15 protein-coding genes are annotated in these 14775 nt (G+C 38.7%); 3 read left to right on the top strand and 12 right to left on the bottom strand.

Translation table 11 applies throughout. The features are described 5' to 3' along the window. Nucleotides 1–14 precede the first annotated feature (14 nt). Genes E3D81_RS03980 through E3D81_RS03970 form a run of 3 tightly spaced genes read left to right on the top strand, consistent with a single transcriptional unit; the run spans nt 15 to nt 3658 of the window. Complete coding sequence (locus tag E3D81_RS03980; protein ID WP_134776495.1) at nt 15–2447, top strand: bifunctional UDP-N-acetylmuramoyl-tripeptide:D-alanyl-D-alanine ligase/alanine racemase; 2433 nt, start codon at nt 15–17, stop codon at nt 2445–2447. A gap of 1 nt (nt 2448) precedes the next feature. Continuing rightward, a complete protein-coding gene (locus tag E3D81_RS03975; RefSeq protein WP_099367874.1) occupies nt 2449–3054 on the top strand; it encodes a DUF502 domain-containing protein in 606 nt (201 codons plus the stop codon). Continuing rightward, nucleotides 3023–3658 carry a hypothetical protein gene (locus E3D81_RS03970; RefSeq protein WP_134776494.1) on the top strand — a complete coding sequence of 212 codons (636 nt, stop codon included), beginning with the start codon at nt 3023–3025 and terminating at the stop codon, nt 3656–3658. The genes E3D81_RS03975 and E3D81_RS03970 overlap by 32 nt, the downstream gene beginning before the upstream one ends. Nucleotides 3659–3742: 84 nt before the next feature. Here the strand turns inward: E3D81_RS03970 and E3D81_RS03965 are convergent, their stop codons facing one another. The 12 genes from E3D81_RS03965 to E3D81_RS03915 all read right to left on the bottom strand — a co-directional run bounded on the left by E3D81_RS03965 (nt 3743) and on the right by E3D81_RS03915 (nt 14690). Further along, the gene (locus E3D81_RS03965) at nt 3743–4126 is read right to left on the bottom strand and encodes a hypothetical protein (protein ID WP_134776493.1); all 384 of its coding nucleotides are present in this window, start codon (nt 4124–4126) and stop codon (nt 3743–3745) included. Between the two features lie 147 nt (nt 4127–4273). Continuing rightward, nucleotides 4274–5338, bottom strand: a complete 1065-nt coding sequence (locus E3D81_RS03960; RefSeq protein ID WP_134776492.1) for a PA0069 family radical SAM protein — start codon at nt 5336–5338, stop codon at nt 4274–4276. A gap of 51 nt (nt 5339–5389) precedes the next feature. Next, nucleotides 5390–7495 carry a polyphosphate kinase 1 gene (gene ppk1 / locus E3D81_RS03955; RefSeq protein WP_209023099.1) on the bottom strand — a complete coding sequence of 702 codons (2106 nt, stop codon included), beginning with the start codon at nt 7493–7495 and terminating at the stop codon, nt 5390–5392. A 111-nt stretch (nt 7496–7606) separates the two neighbouring features. Then, nucleotides 7607–7768 carry a hypothetical protein gene (locus E3D81_RS17180; protein WP_167554224.1) on the bottom strand — a complete coding sequence of 54 codons (162 nt, stop codon included), beginning with the start codon at nt 7766–7768 and terminating at the stop codon, nt 7607–7609. A gap of 154 nt (nt 7769–7922) precedes the next feature. Continuing rightward, nucleotides 7923–8309: a hypothetical protein gene (locus E3D81_RS03950; protein WP_134776491.1), complete on the bottom strand. Its 387-nt coding sequence runs from the start codon at nt 8307–8309 to the stop codon at nt 7923–7925. Beyond that, complete coding sequence (locus tag E3D81_RS03945; protein ID WP_099367846.1) at nt 8309–8887, bottom strand: DJ-1/PfpI family protein; 579 nt, start codon at nt 8885–8887, stop codon at nt 8309–8311. Before E3D81_RS03945 ends, E3D81_RS03950 begins: the two co-directional genes overlap by 1 nt. Nucleotides 8888–8923: 36 nt before the next feature. After that, nucleotides 8924–9490 carry an NADPH-dependent FMN reductase gene (locus E3D81_RS03940; RefSeq protein ID WP_134776490.1) on the bottom strand — a complete coding sequence of 189 codons (567 nt, stop codon included), beginning with the start codon at nt 9488–9490 and terminating at the stop codon, nt 8924–8926. A gap of 67 nt (nt 9491–9557) precedes the next feature. Next, nucleotides 9558–10184 carry a hypothetical protein gene (locus tag E3D81_RS03935; protein WP_134776489.1) on the bottom strand — a complete coding sequence of 209 codons (627 nt, stop codon included), beginning with the start codon at nt 10182–10184 and terminating at the stop codon, nt 9558–9560. Nucleotides 10185–10229: 45 nt separating this feature from the next. Then, nucleotides 10230–11348, bottom strand: coding sequence for a lipid-A-disaccharide synthase (gene lpxB / locus E3D81_RS03930; RefSeq protein WP_134776488.1), 1119 nt, complete (start codon nt 11346–11348; stop codon nt 10230–10232). Between the two features lie 96 nt (nt 11349–11444). Then, complete coding sequence (locus E3D81_RS03925; protein ID WP_134776487.1) at nt 11445–12644, bottom strand: porin; 1200 nt, start codon at nt 12642–12644, stop codon at nt 11445–11447. 14 nt (nt 12645–12658) lie between these two features. Continuing rightward, the gene (locus E3D81_RS03920; RefSeq protein WP_134776486.1) at nt 12659–13726 is read right to left on the bottom strand and encodes an agmatine/peptidylarginine deiminase; all 1068 of its coding nucleotides are present in this window, start codon (nt 13724–13726) and stop codon (nt 12659–12661) included. An 88-nt stretch (nt 13727–13814) separates the two neighbouring features. After that, nucleotides 13815–14690, bottom strand: coding sequence for a carbon-nitrogen hydrolase (locus E3D81_RS03915; RefSeq protein WP_134776485.1), 876 nt, complete (start codon nt 14688–14690; stop codon nt 13815–13817). Nucleotides 14691–14775: the final 85 nt, after the last annotated feature.

Here is a 14775-nt window from a genome sequence, read left to right as displayed (position 1 = left end):
ATATTTAATAGATAATGTATTCGATAGGTAAAGTTAATGAAATCGTAGGGGGGATGGCTATCAGAATTCCTAATTCTGATCAGCAGATCAGTGAATTAGTCTACGACAGCCGAAAAATCAGTCTGCCAGAAGAAAGTTTGTTTTTTGCTCTATCTGCCACCCGCGATGGTCATGAATTTATTGCCGATGCCTATAATCAAGGTATCCGTTCCTTTATAATCAGTAAGGATGTTCCATTTTTAATGGACAAAACCGACGTGAATGTACTAAAAGTACATGATACCTTAAAAGCCCTCCAAGATCTGGCGGCATATCATCGAAAACAATTCCATTTCCCCATAATTGGGATTACCGGCAGTAATGGTAAATCCATAGTCAAAGCTTGGTTGACACAGATGCTGAGTATAGATAAAAAGGTTTACCAGAGTCCCAAGAGCTATAATTCGCAGATCGGTGTGGCGCTTTCCCTTTGGAACCTGCAGGGACATTATGATTTGGCCATTATTGAGGCAGGAATCAGTGAGCCCGGTGAGATGGATGCATTAGCAGCAATGATTAAACCCGATATTGGTGTATTTACCAATTTAGGGATCGCACATGCCCAACACTTCAAATCCAAAGAAGAAAAACTTGCGGAAAAGCTTAAGCTTTTCAAAGAAAGCAACCTATTGATTGCAGGTTCTTCCTATGTTCCTAAAGAAATGGTAGAAAATAAACCATTATTCTCCTGGGGGTATCTGGAACAAGATGATTTGCAATTGCTAGAACAACAGCAAGTAGGGCAGGAAACACAGTTGGATATTCAATACAAGGGCAGTATCCATCAATTAAAAATCCCCTTTACAGACAAAGCATCTATTGAAAATGTGGTTTCCTGCGTGGCTATCATGCTAAATTTACAATATGATATCGCCAATATCCAGCAGCGGGTTTATGGATTGAAACCCCTCGAGATGCGACTTCAGTTGAAAAAAGGGATCAATAACAGTTCTATTATTGATGATTCCTATTCCAACGATCTTGCATCCTTAAAAATATCCTTGGACTTTTTGCAGCAGCAGAACCAATACCAAAAAAAGAGCATCATTCTCTCTGAAATGGATGGTCTGGAAGAGAACGAGAAGTTCCAAAAAAAGCTGTCAGAGATATTGAACGGCCAGTCTTTGAAAAGGCTGATCTGGGTAGGTAAGGATTATGATTTTCTAACAGCACTCCATATTCCTGAAAAATTGTTCTACCCAACAACGGCCAGCCTGCTGGAAGATCTCCATAATATTTCCATCGAAAAGGAAAGCGTGCTGATCAAAGGTGCCCGAATCTTCCAATTTGAAAAAGTGGTGGAAAGATTGGCATTAAGATCGCATGGAACGGTATTGGATATTAACCTCAATGCTCTGACCAATAATCTGATGGTCTATCGTTCTTTGATACCGCCACAGGTTAAATTAATGACCATGGTGAAGGCTTTCTCGTATGGTAGTGGAAGTTTTGAGGTTGCCAATCTATTGCAGTTTGCGAAAGTAGATTACCTTACAGTCGCATTTGCAGATGAAGGGGTAGAATTGCGTTCTGCGGGCATTACATTGCCCATCATGGTGCTCAGTCCAGATGCGGATACCTTTTCCGCATTGATCAAACATGATTTGGAACCTGAGGTCTATAGCATGTCCTTTCTGAATGATTTCATCGCCTTTTTAAAAGATCAACAAATAAAATCCTATAAGATACATCTGAAATTGGATACAGGCATGCATCGTCTAGGATTCTTTCCAGAAGAAATTCCAGCAGTTATTGATCGGTTAAAATCACAAGATCAGGTTGTCGTTCAATCATTTTTCACCCATTTAGTCGCATCAGGCGATCCAAAACAGGATGAATTTACGCAATATCAGATTGATACCTATTCGCAAAGCGCGAAACTATTGGAAGATGGGCTAGGCTATAACTTTATCCGCCATGTTGCCAATACATCGGGGATCGTCAGATGGCCTGAGGCACATTTTGATATGGTCCGATTGGGAATTGGTTTATATGGGGTGGATATGGACCGGAAATTGGAAAACTTAGAGCAAGTGAGTACCTTGCGTACTACAGTGACCCAATTGAAGGAACTTAAGGCCGGAGAAACGATAGGATATGATCGAAAAGGTGTCTTACACCGCGATAGCAAGATTGCAACTGTAAAGATTGGCTATGCGGATGGCTATAATCGCAGATTTGGTCAATCGGTTGGGAAGATGCAGATCAATGGAAAGTTGGTTCCTACAGTGGGTAGTATCTGCATGGACATGTGTATGCTGGATGTGACGGATATCGAAGTGAAGGAAGGGGATGAGGTATTGGTTTTCCCAGACCTGATGCAGGCATCAAAAGATATCGGAACTATTCCCTATGAATTATTGGTGAATATTTCTGGAAGGGTTAAACGCGTTTATTATTACGAATAAAATGATTAGAAAAGTTTTTCAACGATTTTTTTATTATTTGATCAAGGGGACATTAGTAGTAGCCCCTGTTGCCGGAGCTATTTTCCTTATCGTATGGTTAGTGGCCAGTATTGATGGCGCCTTAAACATTACAGAGCATTTCCTGGAAGATGAAAAAGGACATCCATTATACATCCCTGGAATAGGTATCCTTTCTGTTATCCTTTTATTGGCTTTGGTGGGGTTGATATTTACCACCTTGGTAACAGAACCGATCAAGGCCTGGTTGAGCAGGACCATTAAAAAGATCCCTTTATTCAATACACTTTATTCTTCCATTAAAGATTTTACGGAGGCTTTTGTTGGAGATGCCAAGAAGTTCAATGAACCTGTTCTCGTTGTAGTGAATGATATGGGGCTTAAAAAGGTTGGCTTTTTGACGCAAAAGGATCTAACCGCTATTGGATTGCCGGGTGAAGTGATTGTTTATTTCCCATATTCCTATTCCGTAGCTGGACAGATCGTGGTGGTCAGTTCAGATAAAGTCCAGAAATTAAATATGTCGGCCACAGATGCTATGAAGTTGGCTGTTTCTGGTGGAGTCAGCGGTTTGGAAGGAGGGAAGTAGTCCGATGCTCTGGTCTAAGAAAAAAACAACAATCAGTGAACTTCAAGATCAAATACTTTCCTTAAAAGCGGAAGTTTCTTTTATTAAAGCTAGGGAATTAACGGATCTTCGAAAGCTAATTAAGGCAAATGAGCAGAAAGAACCATTAATAAAAGCGCTCTTCGAATTACAAATTGGGGCTTATTCCATATCGGAGAACATAAAATGGTCGGTTGAAAAAGAAGTCCGATTTGTGGAAGGGATATTATCCTTATGGAATCAAGCAAATGCTGAATCCCAGGAAATCAAAAAACAGTTTCTGATTCATGATCCTCAATTGCAGATTTATCCTTTGATCACCGTTCCGCCAATTATCAATGCTTTGGTAAACGGATATAATAGTATGAAGGAGCATCCTGTTAAAATCAAATTCCAATGTTCTTCCCAACATCTTCAGGTGGAGGTAAGTAATCGCGTCAATCATTATTTGGAAGATCAAGCCAACAATCTTGAAATGATGGCTTTTAAGGATCGACTATTGATAAGATACGCAGAGAATCAGCAGTTATTTATCAATAGCAATTCAAACCTTTTTAAAACGACCTTGATTTTAAGCAAACTGTAGAAAAGAAAAAAAGGCTTTCAATAATTTATTGAAAGCCTTTTTTTAAATTAATCTGTATTTCGAATATTTTCTATTACAGTTTTTTTAGTCTCTTTTACAGTTTGCTGTCCAAGTTTTACCATCAGTATGGTAAAGAATGGTTAAATCATCCTGATTGATGGTAATAGAACCTAATGCATCAGAGTTGAAGAAAATTCTGTTATTATCTCCTTTTTCCATTTTAATTCCATTGATGTTAGGAATATTTCTGTCAAAACCGAAGTTATAAGTATCTCCAACTTTGGTTACAAAAACTGTTCCTTGTCCGCTTTCTACATCATCATCACCGTTCGTGTTCACATAACTTGTAGTTCCTTTGTAATTATCTACAAAAAAGTCATTATCTGCAGGATCATCATCTTTAGAACAAGCTGAAAATGTTAATAATGCGACAAATAGTAGACTGAGTAATTTCCATGTTGTTTTCATAGTACAATAATTTTTTGTTTAAATAGTTATTAGTGTTTTGTAAAACTCTCAAACTATTAACCAAGAAAAGTGCCACTATGTGTGCAACATACCTGTTACAATGTTAATTTAACATTACTTAACATTAAAATATTCATGTTTAAACCTTTAAAAATTGAATAGATTAAGCTGATTATCAATGCGATTACGAAAATTCGAAGAATCTAATTCAAGTATACTTTCATTTAATTTATTTCTTTTACAATGCATCTTAAAAGTGTCCTTTATGATTTCCGCTAATTTCCCGGTTCCTTTCATTCGGTTCCCAAATTCACTATCATTCACCTTTCCATGATGGCAACTTTGAATACTATGCCAGATCTTATTGGCCCGATCTGGATAAGCTTGGAAAAGCCAATTCTCGAAAATCTTTCCTATTTCTCCGTTCAATCTCACATTAGTATAACCTGCCCATTTAGCTCCTGCATCTGCTGCACTTTTCAAAATGTTCGGAATCTCATGATCTGTTAATCCAGGAATTACGGGTGCACACATGATGCCTACAGGAATACCTTGCGCACTTAAATTCTCCAATACTTTTAAACGCTGTTTTGCTGTTACGGTTCGAGGTTCCAACAGTTGCCGGGTGGATTCGGTCAGGGAATTGATGGAGATGAAAACAGCACATTGATTCTTTTTTGCCATTTCCGATAAGATATCTGCATCTCGTAGTACCAAACTGTTTTTACTGATGATGCTGATAGGTTGACCAAATTCTTGTGCAATTTTTAGAATGGACCTGGTCAGTTTAAATTTCCTTTCCAGTGGTTGATAACAATCGGTATTGCCCGACAGCGAAATAACTTTACCATCCCAAGATTTTTTCTGCAAAAATTCGCGGAATAATTTCGGAGCATTGGCTTTAACCAGGATCTTTGTTTCAAAGTCCAAACCTGCACTAAGGCCCCAATATTGATGGGAATTACGGGCGTAACAATAGATACAACCATGTTCGCATCCCTGATATGGATTGAGGGAGTATTCCATACCCACATCAGGGCTTTCGACTTTATTGACTATACTTTTTGGATGGACAATGCTAAAGTTTGTTTTTGGTTTATCCTGCTCCCAATCATCAATTCCTTCCACATGCTCCTGAACATACGATTCCTTGAAAAACACATTATGTACATTCTCCTGCGCGCCTCTTCCGTTGATAAATGATTTTTCCATTTGCCCAATATTTTTACTAAAATACTAAAAATATTAGCAAAATAAAAATACCTAAGATTCTTGACCTTCTTCTTCTACGGCCATTTTCTTTTCAACAAGGTATTTGTAAATCTCTATCTGCGAGCGGAATGGCAAATTATCATTGCTCACATATTCATTGTCCTGTTTCTTGTTCAGGTTCCTTGCCTTTACATTATCCTTTAACTGGATCTCCAACATATCCTTTAGTTCAAGCTTTAATTTCTTGGAGTGGATTTTAACAGCTGCCTCGATTCGATGGTCCAGGTTTCGGGTCATGAGATCTGCTGAAGATATATAGGTTAGTTCCTTACCCGCATGGTAAAAATAAAATACACGAGCATGTTCCAAGTACTCATCCACAATGCTGATCGCGTGTATTGGCTCTACAAATTTTTTCTGATTGACCGCACAATAAATCCCTCTAACGATCAGGTCGATCTTTACGCCAGCCGTTGCTGCATCGTATAGTTTTTTAATACACTCCTTATCACTTAAAGAGTTGATTTTGATGATGATATGTGATTTTCTCCCAGCCTTAGCCTCAACGATTTCCTTTTCTATAAGGTCAATCAATTGGATCCGCATATCCGTAGGACAGACCATCAGGTTCTTGTTGTTCTTTATCGTCTGTTCCAATGGAAGCTTCGGTTTCTGAAGCGTATTGAATATTTTATTGATATCTGCCATGACGCCTTTATTGCTCGTCATTAAGCAATAATCACCATAAAGCTTTGCCGTCTTTTCATTGATGTTTCCGGTGCTCACGAATCCATATTGTACCGTTTTATTCTGAACCCTTTTCTTAATAATACATAACTTAGCATGGATTTTTTTGTTCGGAAGTCCCACCAATACTTTAACACCTTCCATTTCAAAACGTTCTTTCCATTCCAGGTTCTGTTCCTCATCAAATCTTGCCCTTAATTCCAACATCACCGTAACTTCTTTGCCATTTCGTGCGGCATTGACCAAAGCATTCGCAATCTTGGAATTGGATGCCATTCGATAGATGGTAATCTTGATTGTTTTCACGTCAGGATCCATCGCCGCTTCACGTAGAAGATCGATCATCGGGCGGAATTCATGGTATGGGAAGGAGAGAAGTACATCCTTCTTAAGGATGATATCGGTAACCCTTTCCTTTCCTGTAAATTCAGGATGCTCAAAGGAGGTTCTTTCTATTGGCTTTTCATACGATTTAAAGACATTCGGAAAATCCATGAAATGTTTGAAATTATGGATCTTCTGGCCAGGGATGATACTGTCTCTTTTGCTGAGACTCAATTTTCGAATCAAAAACTCCAATAGTTTCTGATCCATATCCTGATCGAACACAAACCTCGTCGGTTTTCCTTTCCTACGGTTCTTGATTCCTTTGCTTATCTTTTCTACCAAGGTGGTATTGACATCATTGTCCAGGTCAAATTCCGCATCTTTCGTGATTTTGAACGTGTTGGCTTCAAAATGATCGAAACCGAAATAGGAGAAAATATAAGGGAGATTTACCTTTACCACATCTTCAATGAGTATAATATGGGTCTGGCCTTTAGGGGATGGCAGGATCACGAATCTTCCTAATTGCCTTGAGGGCAATTCAATAATCGCAAACTTGGTTTCATATTGCCAATCTTCCTTATTCATGGACACACCTAGAAATAGACTTTTGTCCCGCAGGTAAGGTAATGGTCGGGTTTCATCCAACAAAAGGGGAATGATACTGCTTTCGACCTCTTCTTCAAAATATTCCCTTACAAACTTTAATTGGGCCTGGGATAACTGTTCAGCAGTTTTGATGAATACCTTTTGTTTGGCCATTTCCTTCTGCACCTGGAGCCAGATCTTATCGAATTTCTTTTGTTGTTTGATAACAAGCTCGTTGATTTTTTCCAGGATGATGTTCGGACTTTCGTAATAATAACTATTGGTTATTTTGTTGTTGATTTCTGCAGCCCGCTTTAAAGCAGCGACCCTAACACGAAAGAATTCATCTAAATTATTGGAGAAGATACCTAAGAACTTGATTCTTAAGGCTAAAGGAACTTCCGGATCCGCAGCTTCTTGTAATACTCGCCCATTAAAACTTAACCAACTGATATCTCTTGGAATAAATTTACTCGCCATTTCTGTTATACTCATGATAGCCCAAATATGAAAGGGCTTTGTTTGGAATAAGTTACTTAAATATTAACAAATTATTAAATAAATAACCTGCCTTTTTTTTAAAACAAATAACCTTACAAAGCGTTTTTAAAGATTGTTTTTTTGAGGATTGGAATTTTCTTTTGGATGTTTTATTATCGGATGACTGGTTTGGATCAAGGCCGAATATTGCTCTTTCTGCAGGATGATTACGCCGATAGTGGGTGCAACATATTTATTCTTAGCTTTTTGGAAAGCGTGTTTATTCATAAAGAATAGTGTTAATAATGTTTGTTTGTTGAAACAAAATTAAATAAAAATTTATATTATTAAAATTTAACAAGTAAAAATTAGTTATAAAAATTATAATATAAAAAATAGGGCAATCTTTATTAAAGATTGCCCTATGCTAATTATCTATTAATTATTTATTTACGCCCCTTCTGCTGAGAATATTGATTGCTTCATATTTTTCAGCATCATAGTGCGGATCTTCCAATTGTAAACTGGTAGGGAAGGGTTTGCTTTTATCAAAAAAGTAAATCTTCGTAATACTTCCATAATCATTTACCGGAAATAGATCGGCACATTGGTCGTATTGTGCGTTCAAAGGATCGCCCACCGTAACGGCGTAGATACGGATGATTCCCCCTTTATTGTTTTCATTCCTTACAAAAGCGACCTCTTCAAAATCGCCCGGCAAGTCTTTGATATTGGGTTGGGAATAGGCATCATAGATGAAATATCCTAAAATCAATATCAAAGGGATGGCGAACAACCAAATCTTTTTAATACTTCGTTGTTTGGCCATTATAATTTAATTGTGATACCTAAGAGTTTATAGAATTCTTTCAGAATTTCTTGGTGACCTGGCCAAGCTGGAGAAGTCACTAAATTGCCATCAACTACGGCTTGATCTGCCGGTATGTTCTTCCATGTACCACCAGCAAGTTCAATGTCCGGACCTACCGCTACATAAGCTGTCAAAGTTCTGCCTTTTAATACCTGCGCGGTAGTCAATACTTGAATACCATGGCAGATGGCTGCTACGGGTTTGTCTTTTTCAAAGAATGCTTTCGTAATCTCGATCACACGTTTATTTAAACGGATATACTCAGCAGAGCGCCCACCCGCAATATATAAACCGTCATAATCATCTGGATTTACAGCATCAAAATCCTTATTGATGGCAAAATTATGCCCTCGCAATTCTTTGTAGGTCTGATCTCCGGTAAAATCATGAACGGCTGTAGGAACAACATCTCCTTTCTTGCGATCAGGAGCGATAGCATCAACTTCTATACCTACAGATCCCATTGCCTGAAATGGAACCATTGCTTCATAATCTTCTACGTAATCGCCTACTAATAATAAAACTTTTTTTGCCATGATATGTATTGTTTAATTGTTTATCGTTCAGTTTGTTTAATCTTTTTTAGCAGCTAACTTATCCTTCATTGTTCTTTTGGTTTTTCTGACCATTGCTTCCAATTTTGATCGCAGTGCTAAATCTGTAACACCTTTACCTTCTTCAAAGTTTTCATAAAAGGTAGGGAGGGAGAAAATATCCAATAATTTGGCTCCATCGCGAGGCATCCGATTCTCGGCCGCCTCCAATACAGATCGTGCTCCGCGCGCACCATCACTGGTACCCATTAGGAATACAGGCTTATCGCCAAAGACTTTTCTGCCTTTAATCCGGGATACCCAATCCATAATGTTCTTGTAGGCCGCACTATAACTGCTGTTGTTTTCAGAAAGAGAAATCAATAACAGGTCCGCAGCGTCGATTTTTGCCGCAAATGCATGGGCGAGCTCCGGAATACCATCCTCTTTTTCCCGATCTACGGAAAAGATCGGCATCTCATAATCATTGAGATCTAGTATTTCAATGCTATCATCTGATTCTTTATAATATTTTGATACCGAGGTCACCAGTTTTTTATTGATGGAATGCCGACTATTGCTGCCTGCAAATGCTAATATTTTCATATCCTAAATTTACATAAAATAAAAAAGGCGTCAAAAAATTGACGCCATTATCCTTATGCTTTGCCCATTAATTCATGGGTTTGATTTCTACTTTTCCTTCCATACCTGGAGATCCAGAGTAGATCTGCCCCTGCGGCAATCCTCTTAATCCTCCTGGCGACATGGCGATCCTAGAATAGATCTGTCTGATCTCGGAGCTTGGATTCACACTTAAACCGCCGGGTTGAACATCTACAAATACATAGTTTTTCTTGTTCTTTTCTTTGGTTTGTGGTACAATACCTTTGTCGTTATAGGCAAGGGTTACTTTTCCACCATTTCCATTCGGGAAAGTTCTTGTTCCATTGAACGCATCAAATCCTCGAGCAATGATAAATAAAGAACCTAATTGTTGAAAATTGGAACTAATGTCAAAATTGGTCGCATTATTCTTACTATCGGTTCCCGTAATCACTACATTGTTTCCGATCTCCGCATACCCAATTTCCAATTTCACGTCTTTTTTTGCAAAGAAATCCAATCTGGCTTTATCTTTCATGATCAAGGTATCGATCTTAATGACCATAGTGGAATCGCCCTTGCTAAAGGTCTTCTTCTCCTTTTTTCCAAGTTCTAATTTCGTGATATGTTCGGTGGTTTGAGAAAAGCCTATCAGACTGCACATCATCAAACCTATACTAAGTATATATTTCATTTTTCTATCTCCTATATAATACAGACAAGGAATTGGTAAAAAAGTTTAATTTTCTTCGGTCAGGTATGCTTTTATTAAGGCTGCCGTCTTTTCCGATGCACCCGGAGTACCCATTTTTTCGATCAATACATCATAGTTTTCCAACACGCTTGCCCGATGTTCCGGGTTATTCATTAATTTCCCTAATTCGTTGGCCATATCCATGGCTGTACAATCTTCTTGGATCAATTCGATAACAGAGAGGTAGTTGTTGATCAGGTTGACCAAGGAAATGAATTGCACTTTTACCAACCTTCTTGCTATAGCAACAGAGATTGGATTTGCTTTATAGACCACAACCTGCGGAACGCGTAGGAGGGCAGTTTCTAAGGTGGCCGTACCGGAAGTCACAGCAGCGGCAGATGCATGTTTCAATAGGTCATAGGTCTGATTGAATACCACCTTGATCGGGTAATCGCCAAAATAACTTTGGTAATAGTTATAATCAAAATTCGGTGCTCCAGCAATGACCAATTGGTGTACCGGGAAAAAATTATGAAGCTTCACCATCTCTGGAAGAATATACTCCAGTTCCATCTTTCGGCTACCCGGTAACAGCGCTATGATTGGCAGATCGGAAAGACCATTCTCTTCTTTGAAATTAGGATTGAATTCATAGCTAGAAATGGCATCCAAAAGCGGGTTGCCCACATAGTCCACTTTATAGTGGAACTGTTTATAAAAATTGACCTCGAATGGTAAAATACAGAACATATGATCGACCAATCGCTTGATCTTGTATACTCTCTTTTGATTCCAGGCCCATATTTTAGGGGAAATATAATAACAAACCCTAAGGCCAATTTTTTTCGCAAAGGATGCTACTTTCAGGTTAAAACCAGGAAAATCGATGAGGATAAGGGTGTCAGGATTCACTCGCTGTATGTCGGCTTTTACTTTCTTCAGGTTGCGAGCAATGCTTCTTAGGTTCATTAATACTTCAACAAATCCCATAAAAGCCATTTCTGAGGTATGTATTAATGGTTTAACGCCGGATGCTTGCTGCATCTGATCGCCACCAACTATATGGAATTCAGCTTCAGGATCTTCTTTTTTCAGCGCCTTAATCAGATTCGCACCGTGTAGATCTCCCGAAGTTTCTCCTGCAATAATATAATATGTCATGCTATTTTTATCTCCTTTAAATATACATATTTGTTTCAAATTAGGCTCAAGGTGTAAGTCACTTACACCTCGCTTATATAAAGAAGAAAAATAGGATTAGATACCTAATTCTACTTGGAAAATTCCTCCCCAAGTTCCTTTTTGGTTATTATTATTGAAGTAGCCATCTTTAAAAGTATAACTACCGTTCAGTTGGAATTTTAAACGGTGAGCTTTCATGTATTTTGTCAAGCCTAATTCCACAACTTCAGTTTGACGTTCAAAATCCTGAATGTCCTGGTGTGGTTCGATATACGTATAACGTCCCGCTATTTCATAACCTTTATTCATGAGGTAGGAGATCTGTTGGTTCAATCCCCATCCTTTATAGGCAACGGTTGGTTCTGGTTCATCTTCATCCGTTATATTTAAAGGATTATCCACATCCCTGCGCATGTATTCTGCTTGATAAGCAAATCCCATGTATTTGAAAATCATATCCGCAAAACTGGTTTTCAAGGTAAATGGGTTTTGTACATAACGGCCGGTTTGACCACCTTCGCGAATGGTGCGGTCATTGTAGGAATAACCTCCACCAAAGGAGATTTTCGGTGTTTCCTCACGGACAAGGTCACCCTCTTGGTAATCATTTTCATTGGTGAATTTACCTAAAGGAAGAAATTCTACCCGTCCGGTATAGGCCAAACCATCATCTGTTGAATTGGCTGGTCTTCCTTCACCAGTAGAAACAGCACCTTTCGCTGAGAACGCAACGGAACCGACCTCTTTACTGTAGTTTAGGGAAACTCCAAAGTCACGGTCGATCGTAAAGTTACTGTTCACCAAAGAACGGTCTGCAAATTGTAATTGTCCGGAAGAGTTTACCCTTTGACGGTTACCAGGTAATTTGTTCTGTCCAAATGAAATATAGAAGTCATCGGAGAAATTGTAGAAAACGACCGCATCACGAACGATATTGGCAATCCCTGTATCATCAACATCCTGGTCACTTCGGGTAAATGCCAATTGTACCGAATAGGAAATCTTTGGGGTATAGATATAACCATCCATACGCATTCTCAGCCTTCTGATTCGGGCATCGAATTTTCCATCGTCTTCACCATTGATTTCGTTGGAGAAACCTAAACGGTTCTGCATACGGAATCGGAAGTTGGTATAGAACAAGGAATCCTTTGATTTATACTGGATTCCCTTGAAATTTAAAATAGTAGCCCTGTCATCTCTTTCCTGCGCATTCAACAATCCGATGCAAAGGAAGAAGAACAAGGTAGTTAGTGTAATGTTTGTGATTTTCATAGTATGGTGCTGGCTTAAATTGTGGGTTCTTGTTGACTTAAACAATGGAAACTTCCCAATCCCCAAATAATATCTACTGAATTGATACCGATAACTTTACGGTCTGGAAAGCAGGATTGAATAATATCCAATGCTTTCTGATCGTTTGGATCGTTGAATACAGGAACAACTACTACCTTATTGGCAATATAAAAATTGGCATAGGAGGCAGGTAATTGTTGGTCTTCATAGATAACCGGTTTCGGCATAGGCAATTCCACGATTTTTAAAGAACGACCATCTTTTAATTTCATATTCTTCAAGGTCTCTAAGTTTTCCTGAAGAATAGGATAATTCTCATCCGATGGATCTTCCTCGATTACGGTAAGAACGGTGTCCTCCGAAACAAAACGGGTAATATCATCTATATGACCATCGGTATCATCTCCAATGATACCATCGCCCAACCATAAAACTTGGTCCTGGCCATAATAATCCAATAAATACTGTTCTATTTGTTCCTTGGTCAAATGAGGATTTCTGTTTTCGTTCAACAGACAGGCCGTTGTAGTTAGCACAGTCCCTTGACCATTGAACTCCACCGATCCTCCTTCCATAACAATAGGAGGGGTGAAAAGTTTTAGATTAAATTCCTTTGCGATTCTTGTTGGAACCACATCATCCAGATCAAAGGGCGGATATTTACCTCCCCAGGCATTATATCCCCAATCTACAACCGCTTTTTCTCCGGTATTGGTATTGATTAGGAATGCGGGCCCATGATCACGGCACCAGGCATCATTTGTCGGATTGAAATGGAAACTTACATTTTCCATATTCGTTCCGGCAGCCTCAATATGTTTGGAGGCAAATGCTTTCATGTCTTCATCTGCCACATTGATTCTTACCAACTGATCTTCTGCAACAACTTTAATAAATTCGCTGTAGGGTGCATAGATGGTTTCAATTTTACCTGGCCAAGATTCTTCTTTATGCGGCCAAGACAACCAAAGGGCTTCTTGTTTTTCCCATTCTGCAGGAAATCGGAAACCTAATGCTTTGGGAGTTTCTTCGATGGAATAAAGGGAGGAATTTGTGTTCATATGTTTGGATACATAAAAATACCTTCATGAAGGGTATTCCAACCAGGAAATGAACATGAAGGTATTTTGTGTAATGGATTTATGCTAATTAATCTTCGTCAATAAAGCGTTTTGTGATTGGACTGTAAGTTTCAATACGTCTATCACGTAAGAATGGCCAATGCTTGCGGAAGTAATCCGATTGTTTAAGATCTAACTCCACCACTTCCACTTCTTCTTGATCATGGGAAGCTAGGTAAAGCAATTTTCCTTGCGGGTTGGTTACAAAACTTCCGCCCCAGAATTTCATGGCACCATCTTGCTCAAATCCCACACGGTTGACAGATACTACAGGAACACCATTGGCAACAGCATGTGAGCGTTGGATGGTTTGCCAAGCATTATATTGATCGACATTGGTTTCTTCATCCTGATCAGTTGCCCATCCGATAGCCGTCGGGTAGAAAAGGATTTCAGCACCCATTAGGGCGGTGATTCTAGAAGCTTCTGGATACCATTGATCCCAACAGATCAATACCCCAATTTTACCAAATTTGGTTTGGAAAACCTTATAGCCTAGATCGCCCGGTGTGAAATAGAATTTCTCGTAAAAGGCAGGATCATCAGGGATATGCATTTTGCGGTACTTGCCCAAGTATGAACCATCAGCATCTAAAACAGCTGTGGTATTGTGGTATAATCCTTCTGTACGTTTTTCAAATAAAGAAGCAATAATAACGACACCTAATTCTTTTGCAACTGCAGAGAGGGCATCTGTAGAAGGACCAGGGATAGATTCCGCTAAATCGAAATTGTCATAGTCTTCTACATCACAGAAATATAGGGAGGTAAAAAGTTCTTGTAAACAAACTATTTGGGCGCCTTTTGCAGCAGCTTCACGAACTTTTACAATCGCTTTATCCAAATTTGCCTGTTTATCTTTTACACAGGACATTTGTACCAATCCAACTTTAACTTTGCTCATTTTCAATTTTAATATTTGATTGCTGCAAAGATACTATATTTATTAGCTAAATTACCTCGAAAAAATACCTGGATGTATTTTTTGA

Origin of the sequence: Sphingobacterium sp. CZ-2 (assembly GCF_004526235.1) — a bacterium.
GTDB lineage: Bacteria > Bacteroidota > Bacteroidia > Sphingobacteriales > Sphingobacteriaceae > Sphingobacterium > Sphingobacterium tenebrionis.
The sequence above is the reverse complement of the archived record's forward strand: the minus strand, read 5'-3'. Positions and strand labels throughout refer to the sequence as shown.

Coding starts and splice junctions, on each gene's coding strand:
- E3D81_RS03925 (WP_134776487.1), bottom strand. CDS start 12,644: ATGAAAATCACAAACATTACACTAACTACCTTGTTCTTCTTCCTTTGC.
- E3D81_RS03980 (WP_134776495.1), top strand. CDS start 15: ATGTATTCGATAGGTAAAGTTAATGAAATCGTAGGGGGGATGGCTATC.
- E3D81_RS03950 (WP_134776491.1), bottom strand. CDS start 8,309: ATGGCCAAACAACGAAGTATTAAAAAGATTTGGTTGTTCGCCATCCCT.
- lpxB (WP_134776488.1), bottom strand. CDS start 11,348: ATGACATATTATATTATTGCAGGAGAAACTTCGGGAGATCTACACGGT.
- E3D81_RS03945 (WP_099367846.1), bottom strand. CDS start 8,887: ATGGCAAAAAAAGTTTTATTATTAGTAGGCGATTACGTAGAAGATTAT.
- ppk1 (WP_209023099.1), bottom strand. CDS start 7,495: ATGAGTATAACAGAAATGGCGAGTAAATTTATTCCAAGAGATATCAGT.
- E3D81_RS17180 (WP_167554224.1), bottom strand. CDS start 7,768: ATGAATAAACACGCTTTCCAAAAAGCTAAGAATAAATATGTTGCACCC.
- E3D81_RS03915 (WP_134776485.1), bottom strand. CDS start 14,690: ATGAGCAAAGTTAAAGTTGGATTGGTACAAATGTCCTGTGTAAAAGAT.
- E3D81_RS03965 (WP_134776493.1), bottom strand. CDS start 4,126: ATGAAAACAACATGGAAATTACTCAGTCTACTATTTGTCGCATTATTA.
- E3D81_RS03940 (WP_134776490.1), bottom strand. CDS start 9,490: ATGAAAATATTAGCATTTGCAGGCAGCAATAGTCGGCATTCCATCAAT.
- E3D81_RS03920 (WP_134776486.1), bottom strand. CDS start 13,726: ATGAACACAAATTCCTCCCTTTATTCCATCGAAGAAACTCCCAAAGCA.
- E3D81_RS03975 (WP_099367874.1), top strand. CDS start 2,449: ATGATTAGAAAAGTTTTTCAACGATTTTTTTATTATTTGATCAAGGGG.
- E3D81_RS03960 (WP_134776492.1), bottom strand. CDS start 5,338: ATGGAAAAATCATTTATCAACGGAAGAGGCGCGCAGGAGAATGTACAT.
- E3D81_RS03935 (WP_134776489.1), bottom strand. CDS start 10,184: ATGAAATATATACTTAGTATAGGTTTGATGATGTGCAGTCTGATAGGC.